At 49.9% G+C, this 14,900-nt stretch carries 16 protein-coding genes and 1 pseudogene; 13 read left to right on the plus strand and 4 right to left on the minus strand.

The features are described 5' to 3' along the window. Nucleotides 1-294 precede the first annotated feature (294 nt). The 7 genes from ACYZT2_RS20610 to ACYZT2_RS20640 are packed head-to-tail and all read left to right on the plus strand — an operon-like array spanning nucleotide 295 to nucleotide 6,347. Nucleotides 295-1,320: a glycosyltransferase gene (locus ACYZT2_RS20610; protein WP_461966887.1), complete on the plus strand. Its 1,026-nt coding sequence runs from the start codon at nucleotides 295-297 to the stop codon at nucleotides 1,318-1,320. Beyond that, nucleotides 1,320-2,480: an NAD(P)/FAD-dependent oxidoreductase gene (locus tag ACYZT2_RS20615; protein WP_461966889.1), complete on the plus strand. Its 1,161-nt coding sequence runs from the start codon at nucleotides 1,320-1,322 to the stop codon at nucleotides 2,478-2,480. Before ACYZT2_RS20610 ends, ACYZT2_RS20615 begins: the two co-directional genes overlap by 1 nt. After that, nucleotides 2,477-3,214 (plus strand): glycosyltransferase, encoded by a 738-nt coding sequence (locus ACYZT2_RS20620; RefSeq protein ID WP_461966891.1) that lies wholly within the window; start codon nucleotides 2,477-2,479, stop codon nucleotides 3,212-3,214. Before ACYZT2_RS20615 ends, ACYZT2_RS20620 begins: the two co-directional genes overlap by 4 nt. Nucleotides 3,215-3,216: 2 nt before the next feature. Then, entirely contained in the window at nucleotides 3,217-4,158 is a 942-nt protein-coding gene (locus ACYZT2_RS20625; protein ID WP_461966893.1) for an aldo/keto reductase, read from the plus strand. A 15-nt stretch (nucleotides 4,159-4,173) separates the two neighbouring features. Next, the gene (locus ACYZT2_RS20630; RefSeq protein ID WP_461966895.1) at nucleotides 4,174-4,548 is read left to right on the plus strand and encodes a GtrA family protein; all 375 of its coding nucleotides are present in this window, start codon (nucleotides 4,174-4,176) and stop codon (nucleotides 4,546-4,548) included. Between the two features lie 40 nt (nucleotides 4,549-4,588). After that, the gene (locus tag ACYZT2_RS20635) at nucleotides 4,589-5,086 is read left to right on the plus strand and encodes a hypothetical protein (protein ID WP_461966897.1); all 498 of its coding nucleotides are present in this window, start codon (nucleotides 4,589-4,591) and stop codon (nucleotides 5,084-5,086) included. Then, on the plus strand, nucleotides 5,067-6,347 hold the full coding sequence (locus ACYZT2_RS20640; RefSeq protein WP_461966899.1) for a hypothetical protein: 1,281 nt from the start codon (nucleotides 5,067-5,069) through the stop codon (nucleotides 6,345-6,347). The genes ACYZT2_RS20635 and ACYZT2_RS20640 overlap by 20 nt, the downstream gene beginning before the upstream one ends. Nucleotides 6,348-6,580: 233 nt before the next feature. On the opposite strand, the gene ACYZT2_RS20645 is transcribed toward ACYZT2_RS20640, so the two are convergent. Together ACYZT2_RS20645 and ACYZT2_RS20650 are read right to left on the minus strand one after the other, a co-directional pair. Beyond that, nucleotides 6,581-7,522, minus strand: coding sequence for an acyltransferase family protein (locus ACYZT2_RS20645; RefSeq protein WP_461966901.1), 942 nt, complete (start codon nucleotides 7,520-7,522; stop codon nucleotides 6,581-6,583). Between the two features lie 461 nt (nucleotides 7,523-7,983). After that, the gene (locus tag ACYZT2_RS20650; protein ID WP_461966903.1) at nucleotides 7,984-8,589 is read right to left on the minus strand and encodes a hypothetical protein; all 606 of its coding nucleotides are present in this window, start codon (nucleotides 8,587-8,589) and stop codon (nucleotides 7,984-7,986) included. Here ACYZT2_RS20650 and tnpB point away from each other — a divergent pair. Genes tnpB through ACYZT2_RS20665 form a run of 3 tightly spaced genes read left to right on the plus strand, consistent with a single transcriptional unit; the run spans nucleotide 8,588 to nucleotide 10,779 of the window. After that, nucleotides 8,588-8,947 carry an IS66 family insertion sequence element accessory protein TnpB gene (tnpB, locus tag ACYZT2_RS20655; protein WP_461964917.1) on the plus strand — a complete coding sequence of 120 codons (360 nt, stop codon included), beginning with the start codon at nucleotides 8,588-8,590 and terminating at the stop codon, nucleotides 8,945-8,947. The two genes, ACYZT2_RS20650 and tnpB, sit on opposite strands and share 2 nt — an antisense overlap. Before the next feature lie 18 nt (nucleotides 8,948-8,965). Further along, entirely contained in the window at nucleotides 8,966-10,468 is a 1,503-nt protein-coding gene (gene tnpC, locus ACYZT2_RS20660) for an IS66 family transposase (RefSeq protein ID WP_461964919.1), read from the plus strand. After that, nucleotides 10,465-10,779, plus strand: coding sequence for a peptidylprolyl isomerase (locus tag ACYZT2_RS20665; RefSeq protein WP_448091603.1), 315 nt, complete (start codon nucleotides 10,465-10,467; stop codon nucleotides 10,777-10,779). Before tnpC ends, ACYZT2_RS20665 begins: the two co-directional genes overlap by 4 nt. A gap of 90 nt (nucleotides 10,780-10,869) precedes the next feature. On the opposite strand, the gene ACYZT2_RS20670 is transcribed toward ACYZT2_RS20665, so the two are convergent. Beyond that, a complete protein-coding gene (locus ACYZT2_RS20670; protein WP_461966905.1) occupies nucleotides 10,870-11,922 on the minus strand; it encodes a reverse transcriptase domain-containing protein in 1,053 nt (350 codons plus the stop codon). Nucleotides 11,923-12,343: 421 nt separating this feature from the next. On the opposite strand from ACYZT2_RS20670, the gene ACYZT2_RS20675 reads away from it, so the two are divergent. Beyond that, entirely contained in the window at nucleotides 12,344-13,435 is a 1,092-nt protein-coding gene (locus ACYZT2_RS20675; RefSeq protein ID WP_461966907.1) for an IS630 family transposase, read from the plus strand. 36 nt (nucleotides 13,436-13,471) lie between these two features. Here ACYZT2_RS20675 and ACYZT2_RS20680 read toward each other — a convergent pair. Then, nucleotides 13,472-13,630: pseudogene (locus ACYZT2_RS20680) on the minus strand (IS630 family transposase); the annotation flags it as partial. 5 nt (nucleotides 13,631-13,635) lie between these two features. Here ACYZT2_RS20680 and ACYZT2_RS20685 point away from each other — a divergent pair. Together ACYZT2_RS20685 and ACYZT2_RS20690 are read left to right on the plus strand one after the other, a co-directional pair. Beyond that, nucleotides 13,636-13,713, plus strand: a complete 78-nt coding sequence (locus ACYZT2_RS20685) for an IS66 family transposase zinc-finger binding domain-containing protein (RefSeq protein ID WP_461973198.1) — start codon at nucleotides 13,636-13,638, stop codon at nucleotides 13,711-13,713. A 193-nt stretch (nucleotides 13,714-13,906) separates the two neighbouring features. Beyond that, nucleotides 13,907-14,890 (plus strand): acyltransferase family protein, encoded by a 984-nt coding sequence (locus ACYZT2_RS20690; RefSeq protein ID WP_461966909.1) that lies wholly within the window; start codon nucleotides 13,907-13,909, stop codon nucleotides 14,888-14,890. The last annotated feature ends 10 nt before the right edge of the window (nucleotides 14,891-14,900 follow it).

Genomic DNA, 14,900 nt, shown 5'->3' on the forward strand with positions numbered 1-14,900 from the left:
AAACAAAGTAGAATATCCCGCTGTACCGACCCGACGCCATTGCGCGCAACCGAACTGGAGCACGCCGTGCGTCGCTTTGATTGCCAAAGTGATAAAGGGTACACGATGTGTGGCGTTGTCGTACGTAGCAAAGCTAGGCATCAAGAGCCTTGGAAAGCAGGGGTTGTGCGCGATTGCCTGCAAATGGCCATGAACGAAAAGGGTGACGTCTTCTACCCCGCAGATTAAGATTACGCGCTTTTTTTTCGAAAATATGGGCGACGGCCAAATGGCCGGCGTCTGGAGGAACTCTAAATGGTATTTTTTCCGGTATTTCTCTCGGTTGTGTTTGTTGTGCGCAACCAATCAAACCATATAGGAAGTATCCTGGCAGACGCGGTCGAACGAATGTCCACGCTCGTTAGTGATTACGAACTAATTGTTGTCGACAATGCGTCGGACGACGAAAGTATATCGATATTAAAAGGTCTGACTACTGAAAACGGTCTTCCCAACTTGCAAGTTTATGCTCTGACCAAGGAAGTCGACACCGACACCGCATCCTGGGCGGGTCTTGAAAACGCCTTGGGGGATTTCGTAGTCGTGATAGATCCTTTGGCCGATGACATCGCTTTTCTGCCTGAAATGCTCGACAAGGCAGTCAGCGGCGCGGACGTGGTTTTTGCCAACAACCAGCAAAAGCCGCCACAAAGCCTTGCTTATGAGACCGCCTACAAAATATTCAATAAGGCCTACAAGTCGTTTAATGGCATTCATCTGGCCACTGAAGCCCCCCAGTATCGCCTGCTCAGCAAACGAGTTATCAACTTCATCCTGCAACACCCACAGCCATCCGTTACCTACCGCCATCTTCCTGCCACTGGCGGCTTCGCTCGCTCCAACCTTATTTACAGTTCCAAGCCTCGAGTGACTCAGACCAAGCGCCTGCGTGAAAGTGTGGATCGAGGTATGCTGCTATTGGTCTCAACGACCCGAGCGCCGATGCGGTTAGTCACCTCGCTTTCATTGTTTGGTGCCATCGCCAATCTGATCTACTCGTTTTATGTCGTTGCCAGCGGCTTCTTGAATCCGCATATTGCACCGGGCTGGATCAGCCTTTCCTTGCAACAGTCCGGCATGTTCTTCCTGATATCGCTGGTTCTCATGGTGCTTGGGGAATACATCCTGCACATGACCAGCCTGTCGAACGAAGGTCCGCTTTATCACATTGCCCAAGAGTTCACGAGCGCCCGCATTACGCGGCACGAAAAACTGAATATCGAGGAAGTAGCCTCCCAGACGGCTCCCGCCTCCCTGTCTGCTTCTGGTCGAGTTGCCTGATGGCGGCTATTGATTACACGCAAGATGCAGTTGTCATCGGAGGGGGGTTTTACGGTGCAGCAATCGCCGTCTACCTAGCCAAGCAACGCGGCATGAAACGTGTCACTTTGATCGAGCGCGAATCCACGCTGCTATCCCGCGCCTCGTATAATAACCAGGCACGAGTACACAACGGCTATCACTACCCGCGAAGCTTCACCACTGCGTATCGCAGTCGCATCAACTTGCCAAAATTCGTTCAAGACTGGCCCGACGCGGTAAAGCAAGACTTCACCAAGCTGTATGCCATCGCTCGACGCAACTCCAAAGTAACGGCCAATCAGTTTGAACGTTTTTATCGAGAAATCGGCGCCAGAATCGAACCGGCCAAACCCGCACTGCGGGCGTTATTTGAACCACGCCTGATCGAAGAGGTTTTTCTGGTTGAAGAATATGCATTCGATACAACCAGACTGGCTCAATGGGCACTGCGTGAACTGAACGAAAGCGGGGTGAACATCCGCCTGCAGACTCGGGCCGTCGCAATATCCAACAATTCCGACAACGCTCTGAGTGTCACCCTCGCTCCCGAGGGCAAAGCGCAGGAACTCATCACCTGCCGATATGTATTTAATTGCACCTATAGCGGTCTCAATCAGTTTGGTGGCGATTTTCCTGGCACACAAACAGGGCTGAAGCAGGAAGTCACAGAGATGGCGCTGATGCAGGTACCGGCCGTGCTTCAGGATGTGGGCATCACTGTCATGGATGGTCCATTTTTTTCCATCATGCCATTTCCTGCCCGTGGCCTGCATACCGTATCGCACGTACGGTACACACCTCATATGCACTGGACTGACAAGCTGGGTAGCGACCCCTACTGGAAACTGGACAATTACGATCGCGCAACCCGTGTTGACCGCATGATTCGCGATATAGGTCGCTATCTTCCATCGGCGCTGGATGCCAAATATGTAGAATCGCTTTTCGAAGTGAAAACCATACTTACAAAGAATGAAGGCGACGATGGCAGGCCCATTCTGTTCGAAAAACACGATGTGCTTCCGGGTTGCTACTCCATTCTAGGTGGAAAAATAGATAACATTTATGACGTTCTGGAAAAGCTTGAAACTGAAAATCTCGCCAGCACCCAAACCATCCTTTCAGAGCAAAGAAAATGAATCTATCAATTGAAATTACAATCCCCATCCTGAATGAAGAAGCGACACTGGCGGATCAAGTCAATAAAACCCACGACTATATCCTCAATAACCTGACGGATATTGGCGATATCCACATCGTCTTGGCCGACAATGGCTCAACCGATAGAACGCAGGAAATTGCCCGCGAGCTGGAAAGCACACTCCCCGGTGTGCGATATCTTCGCCTGGAAGAACGTGGTGTCGGCCGTGCCCTCAAAGCATCTTGGACGAAATCCACTGCAGACATTGTCGGCTATATGGATCTGGATCTGGCAACCGACTTGTGCCACCTGCGCCCGGCACTTGAAGCGCTCAAGGCAAACAGCACGGACATCGTCACAGGCTCGCGCCTGGCGAAGGGCGCAAAGGTCATTGGTCGAAAACCTCTGAGGAACGTCACCAGTTTTGGGTTCAACTATATCGTCCAGCTCATTTTCAATACGTCGTTCAGTGACGGTATGTGCGGATTCAAATTTCTGCAGCGAAACATTCTCGACTCGCTGATGAAAACCGGGGCGCAAAGTGATGGCTGGTTCTTCGCCACAGAAATTCTGATCACGGGCGAACACCTGAAATACCGAGTACTGGATTTGCCGGTTACCTGGACCGATGACCCGAATTCAAAAGTAAAAATCATCAAATTGACCATTGAGTACTTGAAGGCAATGTTCTCCTTACGCCAGCGTCTGAACAGCACTCAGCGCGGAGCATGAGCATGCCGACATTCACGCCTGACAACAAGAAACTGGTGCTGGGCACAGCACTCTGGGGCTGGGGGATAGATCGCCGCGAAGCCTATCAGCTACTCGAACACTTCTTGCAAAGTGGCGGCAGCGTTGTCGATACCGCCACCAATTACCCGATCAACAAGCACAAGGAAGACTTTGGGCTTGCTGTTAGCTGGATGGCGGACTGGGTAAAGCAACACGGTGCCAGCAGCCTTGAGTTGATCGTGAAAATCGGTTCCAGAGACAACATGGGTTCCCCTGATGTCAATCTCACGCCCGAGCATATCGAGCGAGCTACCGACACCTTAAAGAGCCGGTTTGGCAATGCCCTGTCTTGCATCTCGATCCACTGGGACAACAGGGCAGATGAAGATCACCAACGGGTAGGCATTGCGCAAACCGTTGATGCCATGTCAAAGCTGGAGCAAGCGGGATTTTCCATTGGTTTGTCGGGCATAAAGTATCCCGAACTGTACTTCAAGGCCGACCCAGCCCTTGCAGAGAAATGGATAATCCAGGTCAAAGAGAACTTCATGACACGTGCCGCACGTGAGACCTATCAAACGTGGTTTCCCAAAGCAAAGTATCTTGCCTACGGGATCAACTTGGGCGGGCTGAAAATCGAAGCGCCGAAAACAAATAGTTCGATCGAATTGCGCCAGATAAATATCCCGCAATCGCTCACCGAGAGGCTTGGACACTTCCTCAACTCAGATCATGGATTCGAGCCTCGTCCCATGACACTCAATGAATTGGCATTGGCCGCATCCTATGTAAACCCTGCGTTATCTGGAGTCGTAATAGGACCAAGAAACCTTGAGCAGTTGGAAAACACACTCGCCTATTGGAAGGCATTAGAAGAGTACGCTAACAAATCCATAGGTTTGCAAATTTTCAATCAATTGCCTAAAGCCTTATCGTCCTCATAGGAAACTTCGCCCAAAATGCAACCCCTAAAGTATATTTTTGCAGGCGTGGTCAACACAGTAATCGGCTACGGTGTATTTTTAGCACTAATAATTCTGTTCAACACAAACCCCGCGTACGCTAACGCCATCGGTTATGGTGTTGCATTGATCGCAGCTTTTGTACTTAACAAGATTTTCGTATTTAATCAGTCAACAACTGACCGAAGCACGATCCCGAAATTCATTCTCGCCTTTGCCATCTCATTTACTATAAATCAACTGGTGCTTTTGATAGTTTATCAAGGAATGGGTGCGCCCGCCGAAATAGCACAAATTTTCGCAATGGTCTCGTATACAGTAGTTTTTTATCTTCTAAACAAAGAATTTGTATTTCACAAAAACCAATATTAAGTCACAACCAGATAAAATAAAATCCCGACAGGATAAAAAAGTGCCGAAGATACTCGTCAACACGAGACTCAAAAATGTGCTTAGTTTCTCACCAGCCACTTACGTGATTGTAATTATCCTTTCAATCCTTTTGGTGATTACTCTTTTTTTTGCAAATAACTCCACAGAGCGCACGAAGCTTCCTGCAGAAAAAAACTACACGCCCGACTTGAAAGCTAATTTTGACAAGTGCGAAATCGGAAAGTTCTGGATTACCGTGAGTGGCTGGGCGGTTCTAAACGCGCCCAACGACACTATCAAGATCCACCTTATCGCCACGGGAAAGAAAGGCGCGATCAAGTTGATCACTCGCCGCTTATATAGAAAAGATGTCAGCGATTTTCTGAAAGTAAAAAGTGATTTCCATTTACACGGATTCTCCGCATCAGCGGTGGGTTACCGGATCCGCAATCGCTACGGTAATACCGTTAAGCTGTACATTGAAGACTCAAAAGGCGTTATGCATTATGGAGGCGAAAATGTCTGCACTGCGATTTGACTCGAAAACCCTGAAACTATTTACGTTTATATTATATCTTGCGTTTTTCTATTTGAGCTTATTCTTCAATCTGCAACTAAAAGAATTTTCGGACGACTACACGTTTTTATCTGCTGCCATGTCTGGCGTACCTCCTATGGATTACATCACTGAACGCTACCATACGTGGACCGGGCGAATAGCGATTGAAGGAGTCATGATTACCACAATAGGCTATCCAATTTTCTGGAAGCTTGCCATTCCAACCTGCCTGCTGCTGAGTGCTTACTCTACATGGAAGGCATTTTTTTCAAATACCATTCATTATAGTTATGGTATTACTCTCTGCATTTTCCTTACACTGCTTATAAGCCATGACATCCTGGACACTACCGCATTTTATGTCACAGGATTTTACAACTACTTGCTACCCGTTTCCTGTGCAGTTTTTGTTTGCACAATTTTCATGCGACCATCGAGCTTTTCAATACTAGAAAAAATACTTGTATTTCCGTTAGCCCTAATCGCTTCGCAATCAGAACAAGCAGGCGTGTCAATGCTTAGTATTTTTACAGTTTCTTTGATTTGGGATAGAAAGAACGCCCTCGCATACAGATGCATAATACTGGCAGTTGTATTAACCGGATTTGCCTTTCTACTGTCGGCACCTGGGAACTATATTCGCCTGACATCAGAATTACGATACATGCCTGAGTTCACCGATTACTCCATATTAAAAAAAGCAACGACCGGACTTGATGTATTTAACTACCACTTCACAGATCCAAGAAACCTTTACCCAAAGTTACTAGCCCTTCTATTGACCCTGCTCTCCCTTAAAAATAATTTCCCTTTGAAAAAACTCGCAATTCTGCTTGTTATTTTCGGAGTATTCCAAAGCAGTATATTTGGATACATATTCAACACGGGAGGTGACGAATATTTCTCCATTCGCTACTTAAGCACTGGCTTGGGCCTCGAGTACTTCGTTTCCTATACGCTGACCCTCTTGGCCTTGGTTAGCATGATCTACATCGTTAGAAACGTCATCATTAACGACGAAGAATTTTATTTTGCCGCTTTCCTGCTTATGCTTTACACAGCAGTAACAGCATTAGTAGGGCTTTCGCCAACAGCGTACGAGTCTGGATACAGAGTATTGTTGGCAGGCGACATTATAAGTCTTATGTTTATTTGCATACTCTTTAAAGAAGTACTCGAACAGTACAGTTCAACCTTTACAAAGCCCCCCCTACGCAGAACACACGAGAAAGGACGGTAAACTCATCTCCATAAACCCAACTCATTAAGAGTTGGGGTTTATGGAACGGTCATATCCGAGTTGGCCGCCAGAGACCAATCAATATATGGACGATATATCGTTTATCGTAACGCGTTATCGCTGATTAGACTAGTGCAAACCGCACCATCGGTATTCAGTATAAAATTCTAGCCTTATCGCGGCGATCCTCAGCCCTACAGAATGCCGCGAGGGAGTTATTGCAATACCGAAGTTCAGGCCTCCTTGGCAACTATAACTTCTTCAGCTTCCGCAAAAAATTTAACCTTCAGGTTGAGCGCTGGCTTCTCAATTAGATGCCAAGCCATATAGCAAATAGGGAGTGAAGAGAGCAAAACAAACCAAAAGAGCCTTTGACCCAATGGGACAAAGTATATAAGCTGTGCAAGAACAAGGTAATGCGTAAGGTACAGCGAATAACTCATATCAATCTTGAGCCTTGGAAGTTGAGGCCCGGAAATTGCAAATGCGATCATAGCTGCGAAAGAAACAAAATCTATGTAGGCCATCGGATTGCGCACGATAGAGTTATAAGGAAGCCAGTATACTGCAGCAATAGAGCCTATAAAAAGAACAGTCGCTATTCGCTTATCTAATTTCTCAGCGATTTTGTCGCGATACAAATACATTATATTACCAAGAAAAAAAGCGGATCCTAGCATATACCATTGCTTCGGCAGTATAATGAATTTGAAAGCTATTGTCATTGCCATGATAAACCCGCAAATCAATATCGGTACTATTTTACGCTTGTATATACCTAGCGAAAACAATATCGCCAGTATTATATAGAAGACTTCTTCATAGATTAAAGTCCAGACAACCGGGTTTGCAGGAGCATCTCCTGTTGGCCACAGCCAGTACAATATGTTGCGAACCATCTCCTGAGGGCTCCAGAATATTCCCACCGCAATGAAAGACACAGCTAGGAGAGGTAGAACACGTAAGGCGCGATTGACGAAGAACTGCCCAATCGGCCGACGCTCCATGCTTCCAAGAACAACAAATCCACTTATCGCAAGAAATGCAGGCACTGGATTCATAAACACGTTAGGCGCAATGCCGCAGTGAATAGCAACAACTTGGATTGCCAAGAGCAGCCTCAGCCAATCAAAGTTTGGGTAGTGGGTTACCTTACTTAAATTTGATTTAGACATTTATTTTTTACCTATTTTAGATGGCGTACATGCTAGCCGATAACGGTAGATGTTTCCATCAAGCCATTCCTTCGTTTGGACGTATATCGGCACCGTAGGCGATGCGGCCCAATGTGGGATCTGAACGCACGCTTCAGCGGTAGTACATAGATGACGGGGTGTTTGATAGCCAGCAACCGACTCGCAGTCTGCACGCTTATTTTTAAAAAAATGGCAAAGGCTCCAAGGTAGCGCAAAAAGTACGACCTAAAGGCAAACCGGGCGTGATCAAGCAGTAACGTAAGGGGGTCATCTCCCGAACATATGCTGACACACCCGCCAGCGCGATCAATCATCGGTCATCGGTGTCGGTGATGGCGATGGCGATGGCGACACTCTTAAGCATACGCGGGGCCAGTCAGGCGGTCGCGGTAGGAATGGCAGTCACCTGCCACCCCCCGCACAGATCCGTACGTGCGGAATTACCGCATACGGCTCCTGCCTTGGGTTTTGACGCCGAAGCGGGTTATGGGATGCGGATGCATTGGTAGCTCTCTTGGATAGGGTATGAATAGCCGGGCCAACGTAGTCATGCGTTCCCAGTTCAGTCGGTGCCGCTGACTTCGCCGTTTAAGAGCATGCCTCCACGCACCGATCACTTCACGGCGAAAGGCATCCAGTCGCCGTGTGTTACCGGGTACGTGATAGTAGTTGCAGTAACCTTTAAACAGACGGCTCAACCATTGTCCGATTACCGGGACGGGCTCGTGCCTGCGCTTGTGTAACTGCGCCCGTATCTCCCTGATTGTCGTTCTCATACGCTTGGCGATGGTCACGCGTCTAACCACAAACATCCCGTTCTTGGTTTTATCACAGATATGCGTGAACCCGAGAAAATCGAAAGTTTCCGGTTTTCCTTCTCCGCGCTTCTTGCGATCTTCGATCGCGAACCAGCCAAACCGTAGCAAACGTGTTTTCTCTGGATGCAGTGTCAGGTTGAACTGTAAGCGCGCCATGAACCCCACATTCAAAGCCACCATATGATCGCGGATGCTGTGCTCCCGAATTTTTCTGGAGCCGTCCGCCATGATGCGACCCGACGCCAAAGTCGAAAAAGTCTACCTCTACCCCAAGTCCGTGGATTTCCGAAAATCCATCGATGGCCTCGCTGCCCTGGTCGAACTGGATATCAAGGTGGCGGTATTCGACCCGGTACTTTTTGTTTTTCTGAATCGCCCCCGGAACCGAGTGAAAATCCTTTACTGGGAGCGCAATGGCTTTTGCCTTTGGCTTAAGCGCCTGGAGTCCGAGCGTTTCAAAACCTCGCCCGACGTTACTGACGAAGCCATCGTATTGAGCGTCCAGGAACTGAACTGGCTGCTTGACGGTTTTGACCTTTGGCGCAACCGTCCGCATCAGGTTTTGACGCCGCGATTTGTTGCTTGATTGGGTATAATCCGGGCCATGATTTCCAGGCCCGACAACTTTCCCGATGATCTGACTGCGCTCAAGCAATTACTTGCTCAGATGCAGTCGAAGGTCGTTTTTCTTGAAGAAGAGAATGCGCTGCTTCGTCAGCGCCTGTTCGGGCGCAAGTCTGAGCAAACGGCTGATCCGGCGACACCACAACTGCCGCTGTTTAATGAAGCCGAAAGTATCGACACGCTAGCGCCTGTTGCTGCTGACGAAGAAGTTGTCGCCCCGACCAAACGCCGTGGCAAACGCAAGCCACTACCGGCTGACTTGCCACGCATCGAAGTTATCCACGAACTCCCCGAACACGAACTGACCTGCGTTTGCGGCTGCCGCAAACATGCCATCGGCGAGGAAACCAGCGAACAGCTGGAGATCGTGCCGATGCAGATCCGGGTGATCAAACATATCCGCAAGGTCTACGGCTGCCGAGGCTGCGAAACAGCACCGGTCACTGCCGACAAACCCGCGCAACTGATCGATAAAAGCATGGCCAGCCCCAGCGTGCTGGCGATGCTGCTGACCACCAAGTACGTCGATGGCCTGCCGCTGCACCGCTTCGAAAAAGTCCTCGCTCGCCACGGTGTCGATATCCCGCGTCAAACTCTGGCGCGCTGGGTGATCCAGTGCTGCGAACACTTCCAGCCGCTGCTGAATCTGATGCGTGATCGGTTACTGGAAAGTCCGATTGTTCACTGCGATGAAACGCGAGTGCAGGTGCTGAAAGAGCCAGGTCGAGACCCGACCAGCCAATCCTGGATGTGGGTACAAGCCAGCGGCCCACCGGAGCGACCAGTCCTTCTTTTTGACTACACCACCAGCCGAGCGCAGGAGGTGCCATTGCGGCTGCTCGGCGACTATCGTGGTTATTTGATGACTGACGATTACGCCGGCTATAACGCCTTGGCCGCACAGCCGGGTGTCGAGCGTTTGGCTTGTATGGCCCATGTACGGCGCAAATTTGTCGATGCGCAGAAAGTGCAGCCCAAGGGTAAAACCGGTCGGGCCGATGTTGCGCTGACGATGATCAACAAGTTGTACGGTATCGAACGTGATTTGAAAGAAATGACGGATGAGCAGCGCTTTGCCGGTCGCCAGGAACAGAGCTTGCCGGTGCTCGCGCAGTTGAAAAGCTGGCTGGAGAAAACTCACCCGCAAGTCGCATCGCAAAGTGCTCTCGGCAAGGCGCTCAGTTATCTGGCCAGCAACTGGAGCCGGCTGGAGCGTTACGTGGAGGCCGGTTTTTTACCGATCGACAACAATGCCGCCGAAAGAGCAATCAAGCCGTTTGTCATAGGGCGCAAGGCATGGTTATTCAGCGATACGCCCAAGGGCGCCGCAGCCAGTGCGCAGATCTACAGCTTGGTCGAAACCGCCAAAGCTAACGGCCAGGAGCCCTATACGTGGCTGCGCCACGTACTGGAACGATTACCGCAGGCTGAATCGGTTGAAGATGTTGAGGCGTTACTACCCTGGAATTGGAGGGCATCATGAGTATCAATATTGATCATCTGAGCGTCGATGAATTAGTGACATTGAATCATCACATTATCGAACGGCTGAAGATGTTGGAGTCGTTGGAGGCTCATAAATCGATGATGCAGTTCCATCCGGGAGCACGGGTAAGCTTCGATTCACCCAATGGTGAGCGCCTGTCCGGTACCGTCATGAAGTTCAACCGCAAGACCGTCACAGTGGTAACCGACACCAGCCAGCGCTGGAATATTTCGCCGCACTTACTGTCACCGATCAAAAACGTGCAGGCGGGGACGGTAGTGGATATGAAGCCACAAAAAATGAAGTAACCGCCACGAATGGTCTCCGCGCCAGAATGATTTGATTTCACACCCGATCTCACGCGCTGAACGCGCCACCTGTTTTTGGATAGGTGGGGTTTATGGATCAGTTACGTTGAACTGAGCTAGTCGAGCCTCCAACGCCTGGCGAAAACTCCATGCATCTTCATGCTTTTCAAACCCAAGCACACTGTCGTCTGCGTACCGCACAGCAATCATCTGACCTCGTGCAGTACGCTCGCGCCATTGCCTGATCCACAAGTCCATCACGTAGTGCAGGTAGATGTTGGCAAGCAACGGTGAAATGGGCGCACCTTGCGGCGTGCCCTGCTTCGCAGGAATGCGCTTTCCATTTTCGAGAACACCTGTGCGCAACCATCGAGCTATCAGCGCTAACATTCGCCTATCCGCGATTCGGTGTTGCAGGAAGCACATCATCCATTCGTGATCGATGGTGTCAAAGAACGCTCGAATATCCACGTCCAATATCCAACGAACACGCGAATTCTGTATTCCTACCGATAACGCATCCAATGCATCGTGTTGCCCTCGACCTGGGCGAAAACCATACGAGAGTCCGAGAAAGTTCTGCTCATAAATTGCGTTGAGCACTTGCGCGACTGCGGTCTGGACGATCTTGTCTTCCAGTGCGGTTACGCCCAGCGGGCGCTCGCTACCATCTGCCTTTGGGATAAACACCCGCCGAACAGGCTGGGCGCGATAGCGGCCACTGTGCACTTTGTCGTGTAAGGCTGTCAGCCTTGTGGGCAGACCTTGCTCGTACTCTCGCCACGATAGACCATCCACACCACTGGCCGCGTCTCGCTTGAGATTGTAGAAACTCTCGTGCAATAGCTCGACCGTCACGTGGTGCAGCAAGCTCGTGAACTTTACCCGGCGATCTCGCCGAGCTGCTTGACGTACAGCGAGCAACCCTGACAACGCACTTGTCCGGCTCTGCGTCCGGGGTGCGGAAGGCTGTTCGCTGTTCCCCTTGGCTAACTCCCTTTCCTCCATTGTCTCCGCTGAGCAAAACCCATTGTTCGACAACTTCTCAGGTACTACGGAGTTATCCGACTTCTCATCCGCGTAGACGGCAGGCTTTTGGCTTGTGACCTTTCCTGCCCCGTCTGGCTTGTCACGACCAGACACGGATGAGATCTCCCAGCTTCCGTACAGTTGACTTCCCAGCATGCTCAGGGTCTACGACCGCGCAGGGCGTGAAACATGGCTTGCGATTATCGTCATGCACACTGTGGCCTTCCGCTTCGCTTAACAGCGTCGGCGCCCTGGACTCATGATTTCGCGGCTCAATGGCTGGCCTGCTGGTTTCCCCTGCCAACGCTTCGCCGTACACCTCGCGGTGCACAACGCATGACTCGGGGTCGAGGTGTTTCGCCATAACTTCTCTCGTAGGGACTTTCACCCTTTATCAACTGCAAGCTTGGCTGGCGCACTAAGCGCGCCATGAACCCCACATTCCAAGTCCCTAGTGGCCTGAGCGGTTAATTCATTTATTTATATGTTGGTAAGGAATATACTAAGCGCCCAATATCATGACTTGGTTATGCGCATGGCCCGACCGACTTCCCCCTTCGCTTTAACGCCTTCTGATCACGCTATCCTGCAAGGCTGGTTGCGTATGAGTACGCTGGAACAGAGCCTCGCCCTGCGTGCACATATCCTGCTTCTACTGGCGGATGGATTGACGCCCAAGGTCATCAGCGAACAGTTGCAGGTCACGCCGCCGACAGTGTTCAAGTGGCGAAAACGCTATCTTGAGGCGGGCGTCGAGGGTTTGAGCGACCTGCCACGTAGTGGTCAGCCGCTCAAACTCGGGGCTGAAAAAGTCAGCGAGATCCTCACACTGACTACCCGGCGAGTACCCAAGGAGGCTACTCACTGGAGTGTTCGCCTGATGGCCAAGTATGCGCGGGTCACCACCTGGCAGGTGCGTCAGGTCTGGGCTGCTTCCGACCTCAAACCCCATCGTCTGAAGACCTTTAAAATCAGCAACGATCCACATTTCGCCGACAAGGTGGTCGACGTAGTCGGGCTTTATCTGAATCCACCAGACAACGCCCTGGTGCTGTCTGTGGACGAGAAAACTCAGATTCAGGCCTTGGATCGCACCCAGCCAATGTTGCCTCTGCGCCCCGGACAGATCGAGCGTCGGACGCATGATTACAAGCGCCATGGAACAGCCAGTCTGTACGCGGCATTCGACATCATGACTGGCCAAGTCATCGGGCGGATCACGCAACGCCATCGCGCCAAGGAATTCCTAGCCTTTCTGCACCAGATTGATCGCAGCACACCTCCGGCACTGGATCTGCATGTCATCCTGGATAACAGTTCGACCCACAAAACGGCCGCAATCAAGCAGTGGCTGGAAAAACGTCCGCGTTTCAAATTGCACTTCACACCGACCAGCGCGTCCTGGTTGAACGCCGTAGAGGGCTGGTTTGCACAACTGGAAAGGCGAGCGCTGTACCGAGGTGCCTTCACCAGCGTTGCCGACTTGAAGACAGCTATCCGCCAATTCATCGAGGCTCACAATGAGTTCTCAGCCAAGCCGTTCAAGTGGAATAAAACAGCTGAAGCCATTATCAGTTCGGTACACAAGGCGAAGCTGAGCGTGATAAAAAATAAATTAATGAATTAGCCGCTCAGGCCACTAGTGTGCTGTTTTCGAAATATATTACCCACTCATCTGCGCTTCCATCGCGTCGCGTGCTCGCCGAATCTTGTTCAAAATTTCCTCTCCCTTTGCGTTCCAAACGTACCGAGTCGGTTGCGCGTTTCGTAATGCCAAGAAGGTGGTAATCGAGCTTTCCAACTCTCGTACAGAGCCGAAACTACACCATCGGTGAAGAAGTCAGTGAACAACTTGAAATCGTGCCGATGCAGATCCGTATGATCAATCATATCCACAAGGTCTAAGCCTACCGTGGTTGCGAAACCGTGCCAGTGACTGCGGACAAGCCGATGATGGACATAGCTGTCTCCATCAGACAGAAAGCCGCCGAGAGACGGCTTTTGGATATGTAATCATTCAGGCGGATGCTGCTAATAGGGGACTGTGGAGCTAACAGCCGTCATCGGCTAGCATGGCGCCCACTATAAAGGATCTCTCATGACACCCCAAGCATCTTCAAATGCATCTAGAAACTCAAATTTTGACTGGCTGCGCCTATTTTTGGCTGGTTCGGTTGCGTATTTTCATGCAGGCTATTTCTCAAAGGTTGCCAATGGTCAAGATGTGCCATCTTGGATAATTCCATTCCCAATGGTGCCTACTTTCCTAGCCGTGTCGGGTTATCTAATGTTCAGCAGCTTTTCGTCGAGTCGAAGCTATTTACATTTCATGCAAAAGCGCGCCTTGCGTATTCTTCCTGCGCTAGGCGCTTCGCTTGTGGTAAGCGGATTGGCGTGGGGGTTCTCAGTTGGTGTGATCGGTTCTCTGCAGATATATATTGGTGGCGGTGCGTTAATTCTAGCGCCTGGTGGTAATGGATCGCTATGGTCATTGCTATGGGAGGAAATTGCCTATCTTATAATGGCTATATTGATAGCAATAAAAGCATACGATCATAAGTGGGTGATTTGGTTTTGTTTCTTCATAGGCTGCACCATAGCAGCGCTTAACAATCAGCAAGAACCCTTATGGCGTATCACTAATTTAGTTCCAGCGCTTTTTACCGGAAACCTCGTTTATCTATACCGCCAAAAACTATCAAAAATATCATGGAGAGTTCTAGCTGCGATATTGATCAGCACAACAATTTTAAATAGCGTTTTCCAACTGCATCCACAGGCTTGGTACATGGTTCCAGTAGCAGGCTTTTTAGCTTTAACACTATGCCTGAATGGTCCGTCCTTACCAAGATTGCCTTTTGATATTTCCTACGGACTTTACGTTTTTCATGACCCGGTTTTTTATATGGCGTCAAAAATAAAACCAGACTCTTTTACGAGCATGCTTATTATTGGAGCGCCTACCCTTATCGGCCTCTCACTATTGTGTTGGTTTTTTATCGAAAAACCTGCGCTTTCACTAAACAAGGCCGGTAAAACAAAGAACATTTTTCCTGAGTCAACAATAACGCCGACAAAATAAATCTTCCATT

The organism is Pseudomonas sp. MDT1-85, assembly GCF_054898065.1.

Coding starts and splice junctions, on each gene's coding strand:
- ACYZT2_RS20610 (WP_461966887.1), top strand. CDS start 295: ATGGTATTTTTTCCGGTATTTCTCTCGGTTGTGTTTGTTGTGCGCAAC.
- ACYZT2_RS20615 (WP_461966889.1), top strand. CDS start 1,320: ATGGCGGCTATTGATTACACGCAAGATGCAGTTGTCATCGGAGGGGGG.
- ACYZT2_RS20620 (WP_461966891.1), top strand. CDS start 2,477: ATGAATCTATCAATTGAAATTACAATCCCCATCCTGAATGAAGAAGCG.
- ACYZT2_RS20625 (WP_461966893.1), top strand. CDS start 3,217: ATGCCGACATTCACGCCTGACAACAAGAAACTGGTGCTGGGCACAGCA.
- ACYZT2_RS20630 (WP_461966895.1), top strand. CDS start 4,174: ATGCAACCCCTAAAGTATATTTTTGCAGGCGTGGTCAACACAGTAATC.
- ACYZT2_RS20640 (WP_461966899.1), top strand. CDS start 5,067: ATGTCTGCACTGCGATTTGACTCGAAAACCCTGAAACTATTTACGTTT.
- ACYZT2_RS20645 (WP_461966901.1), bottom strand. CDS start 7,522: ATGTCTAAATCAAATTTAAGTAAGGTAACCCACTACCCAAACTTTGAT.
- tnpB (WP_461964917.1), top strand. CDS start 8,588: ATGATGCGACCCGACGCCAAAGTCGAAAAAGTCTACCTCTACCCCAAG.
- ACYZT2_RS20650 (WP_461966903.1), bottom strand. CDS start 8,589: ATGGCGGACGGCTCCAGAAAAATTCGGGAGCACAGCATCCGCGATCAT.
- tnpC (WP_461964919.1), top strand. CDS start 8,966: ATGATTTCCAGGCCCGACAACTTTCCCGATGATCTGACTGCGCTCAAG.
- ACYZT2_RS20665 (WP_448091603.1), top strand. CDS start 10,465: ATGAGTATCAATATTGATCATCTGAGCGTCGATGAATTAGTGACATTG.
- ACYZT2_RS20675 (WP_461966907.1), top strand. CDS start 12,344: ATGGCCCGACCGACTTCCCCCTTCGCTTTAACGCCTTCTGATCACGCT.
- ACYZT2_RS20690 (WP_461966909.1), top strand. CDS start 13,907: ATGACACCCCAAGCATCTTCAAATGCATCTAGAAACTCAAATTTTGAC.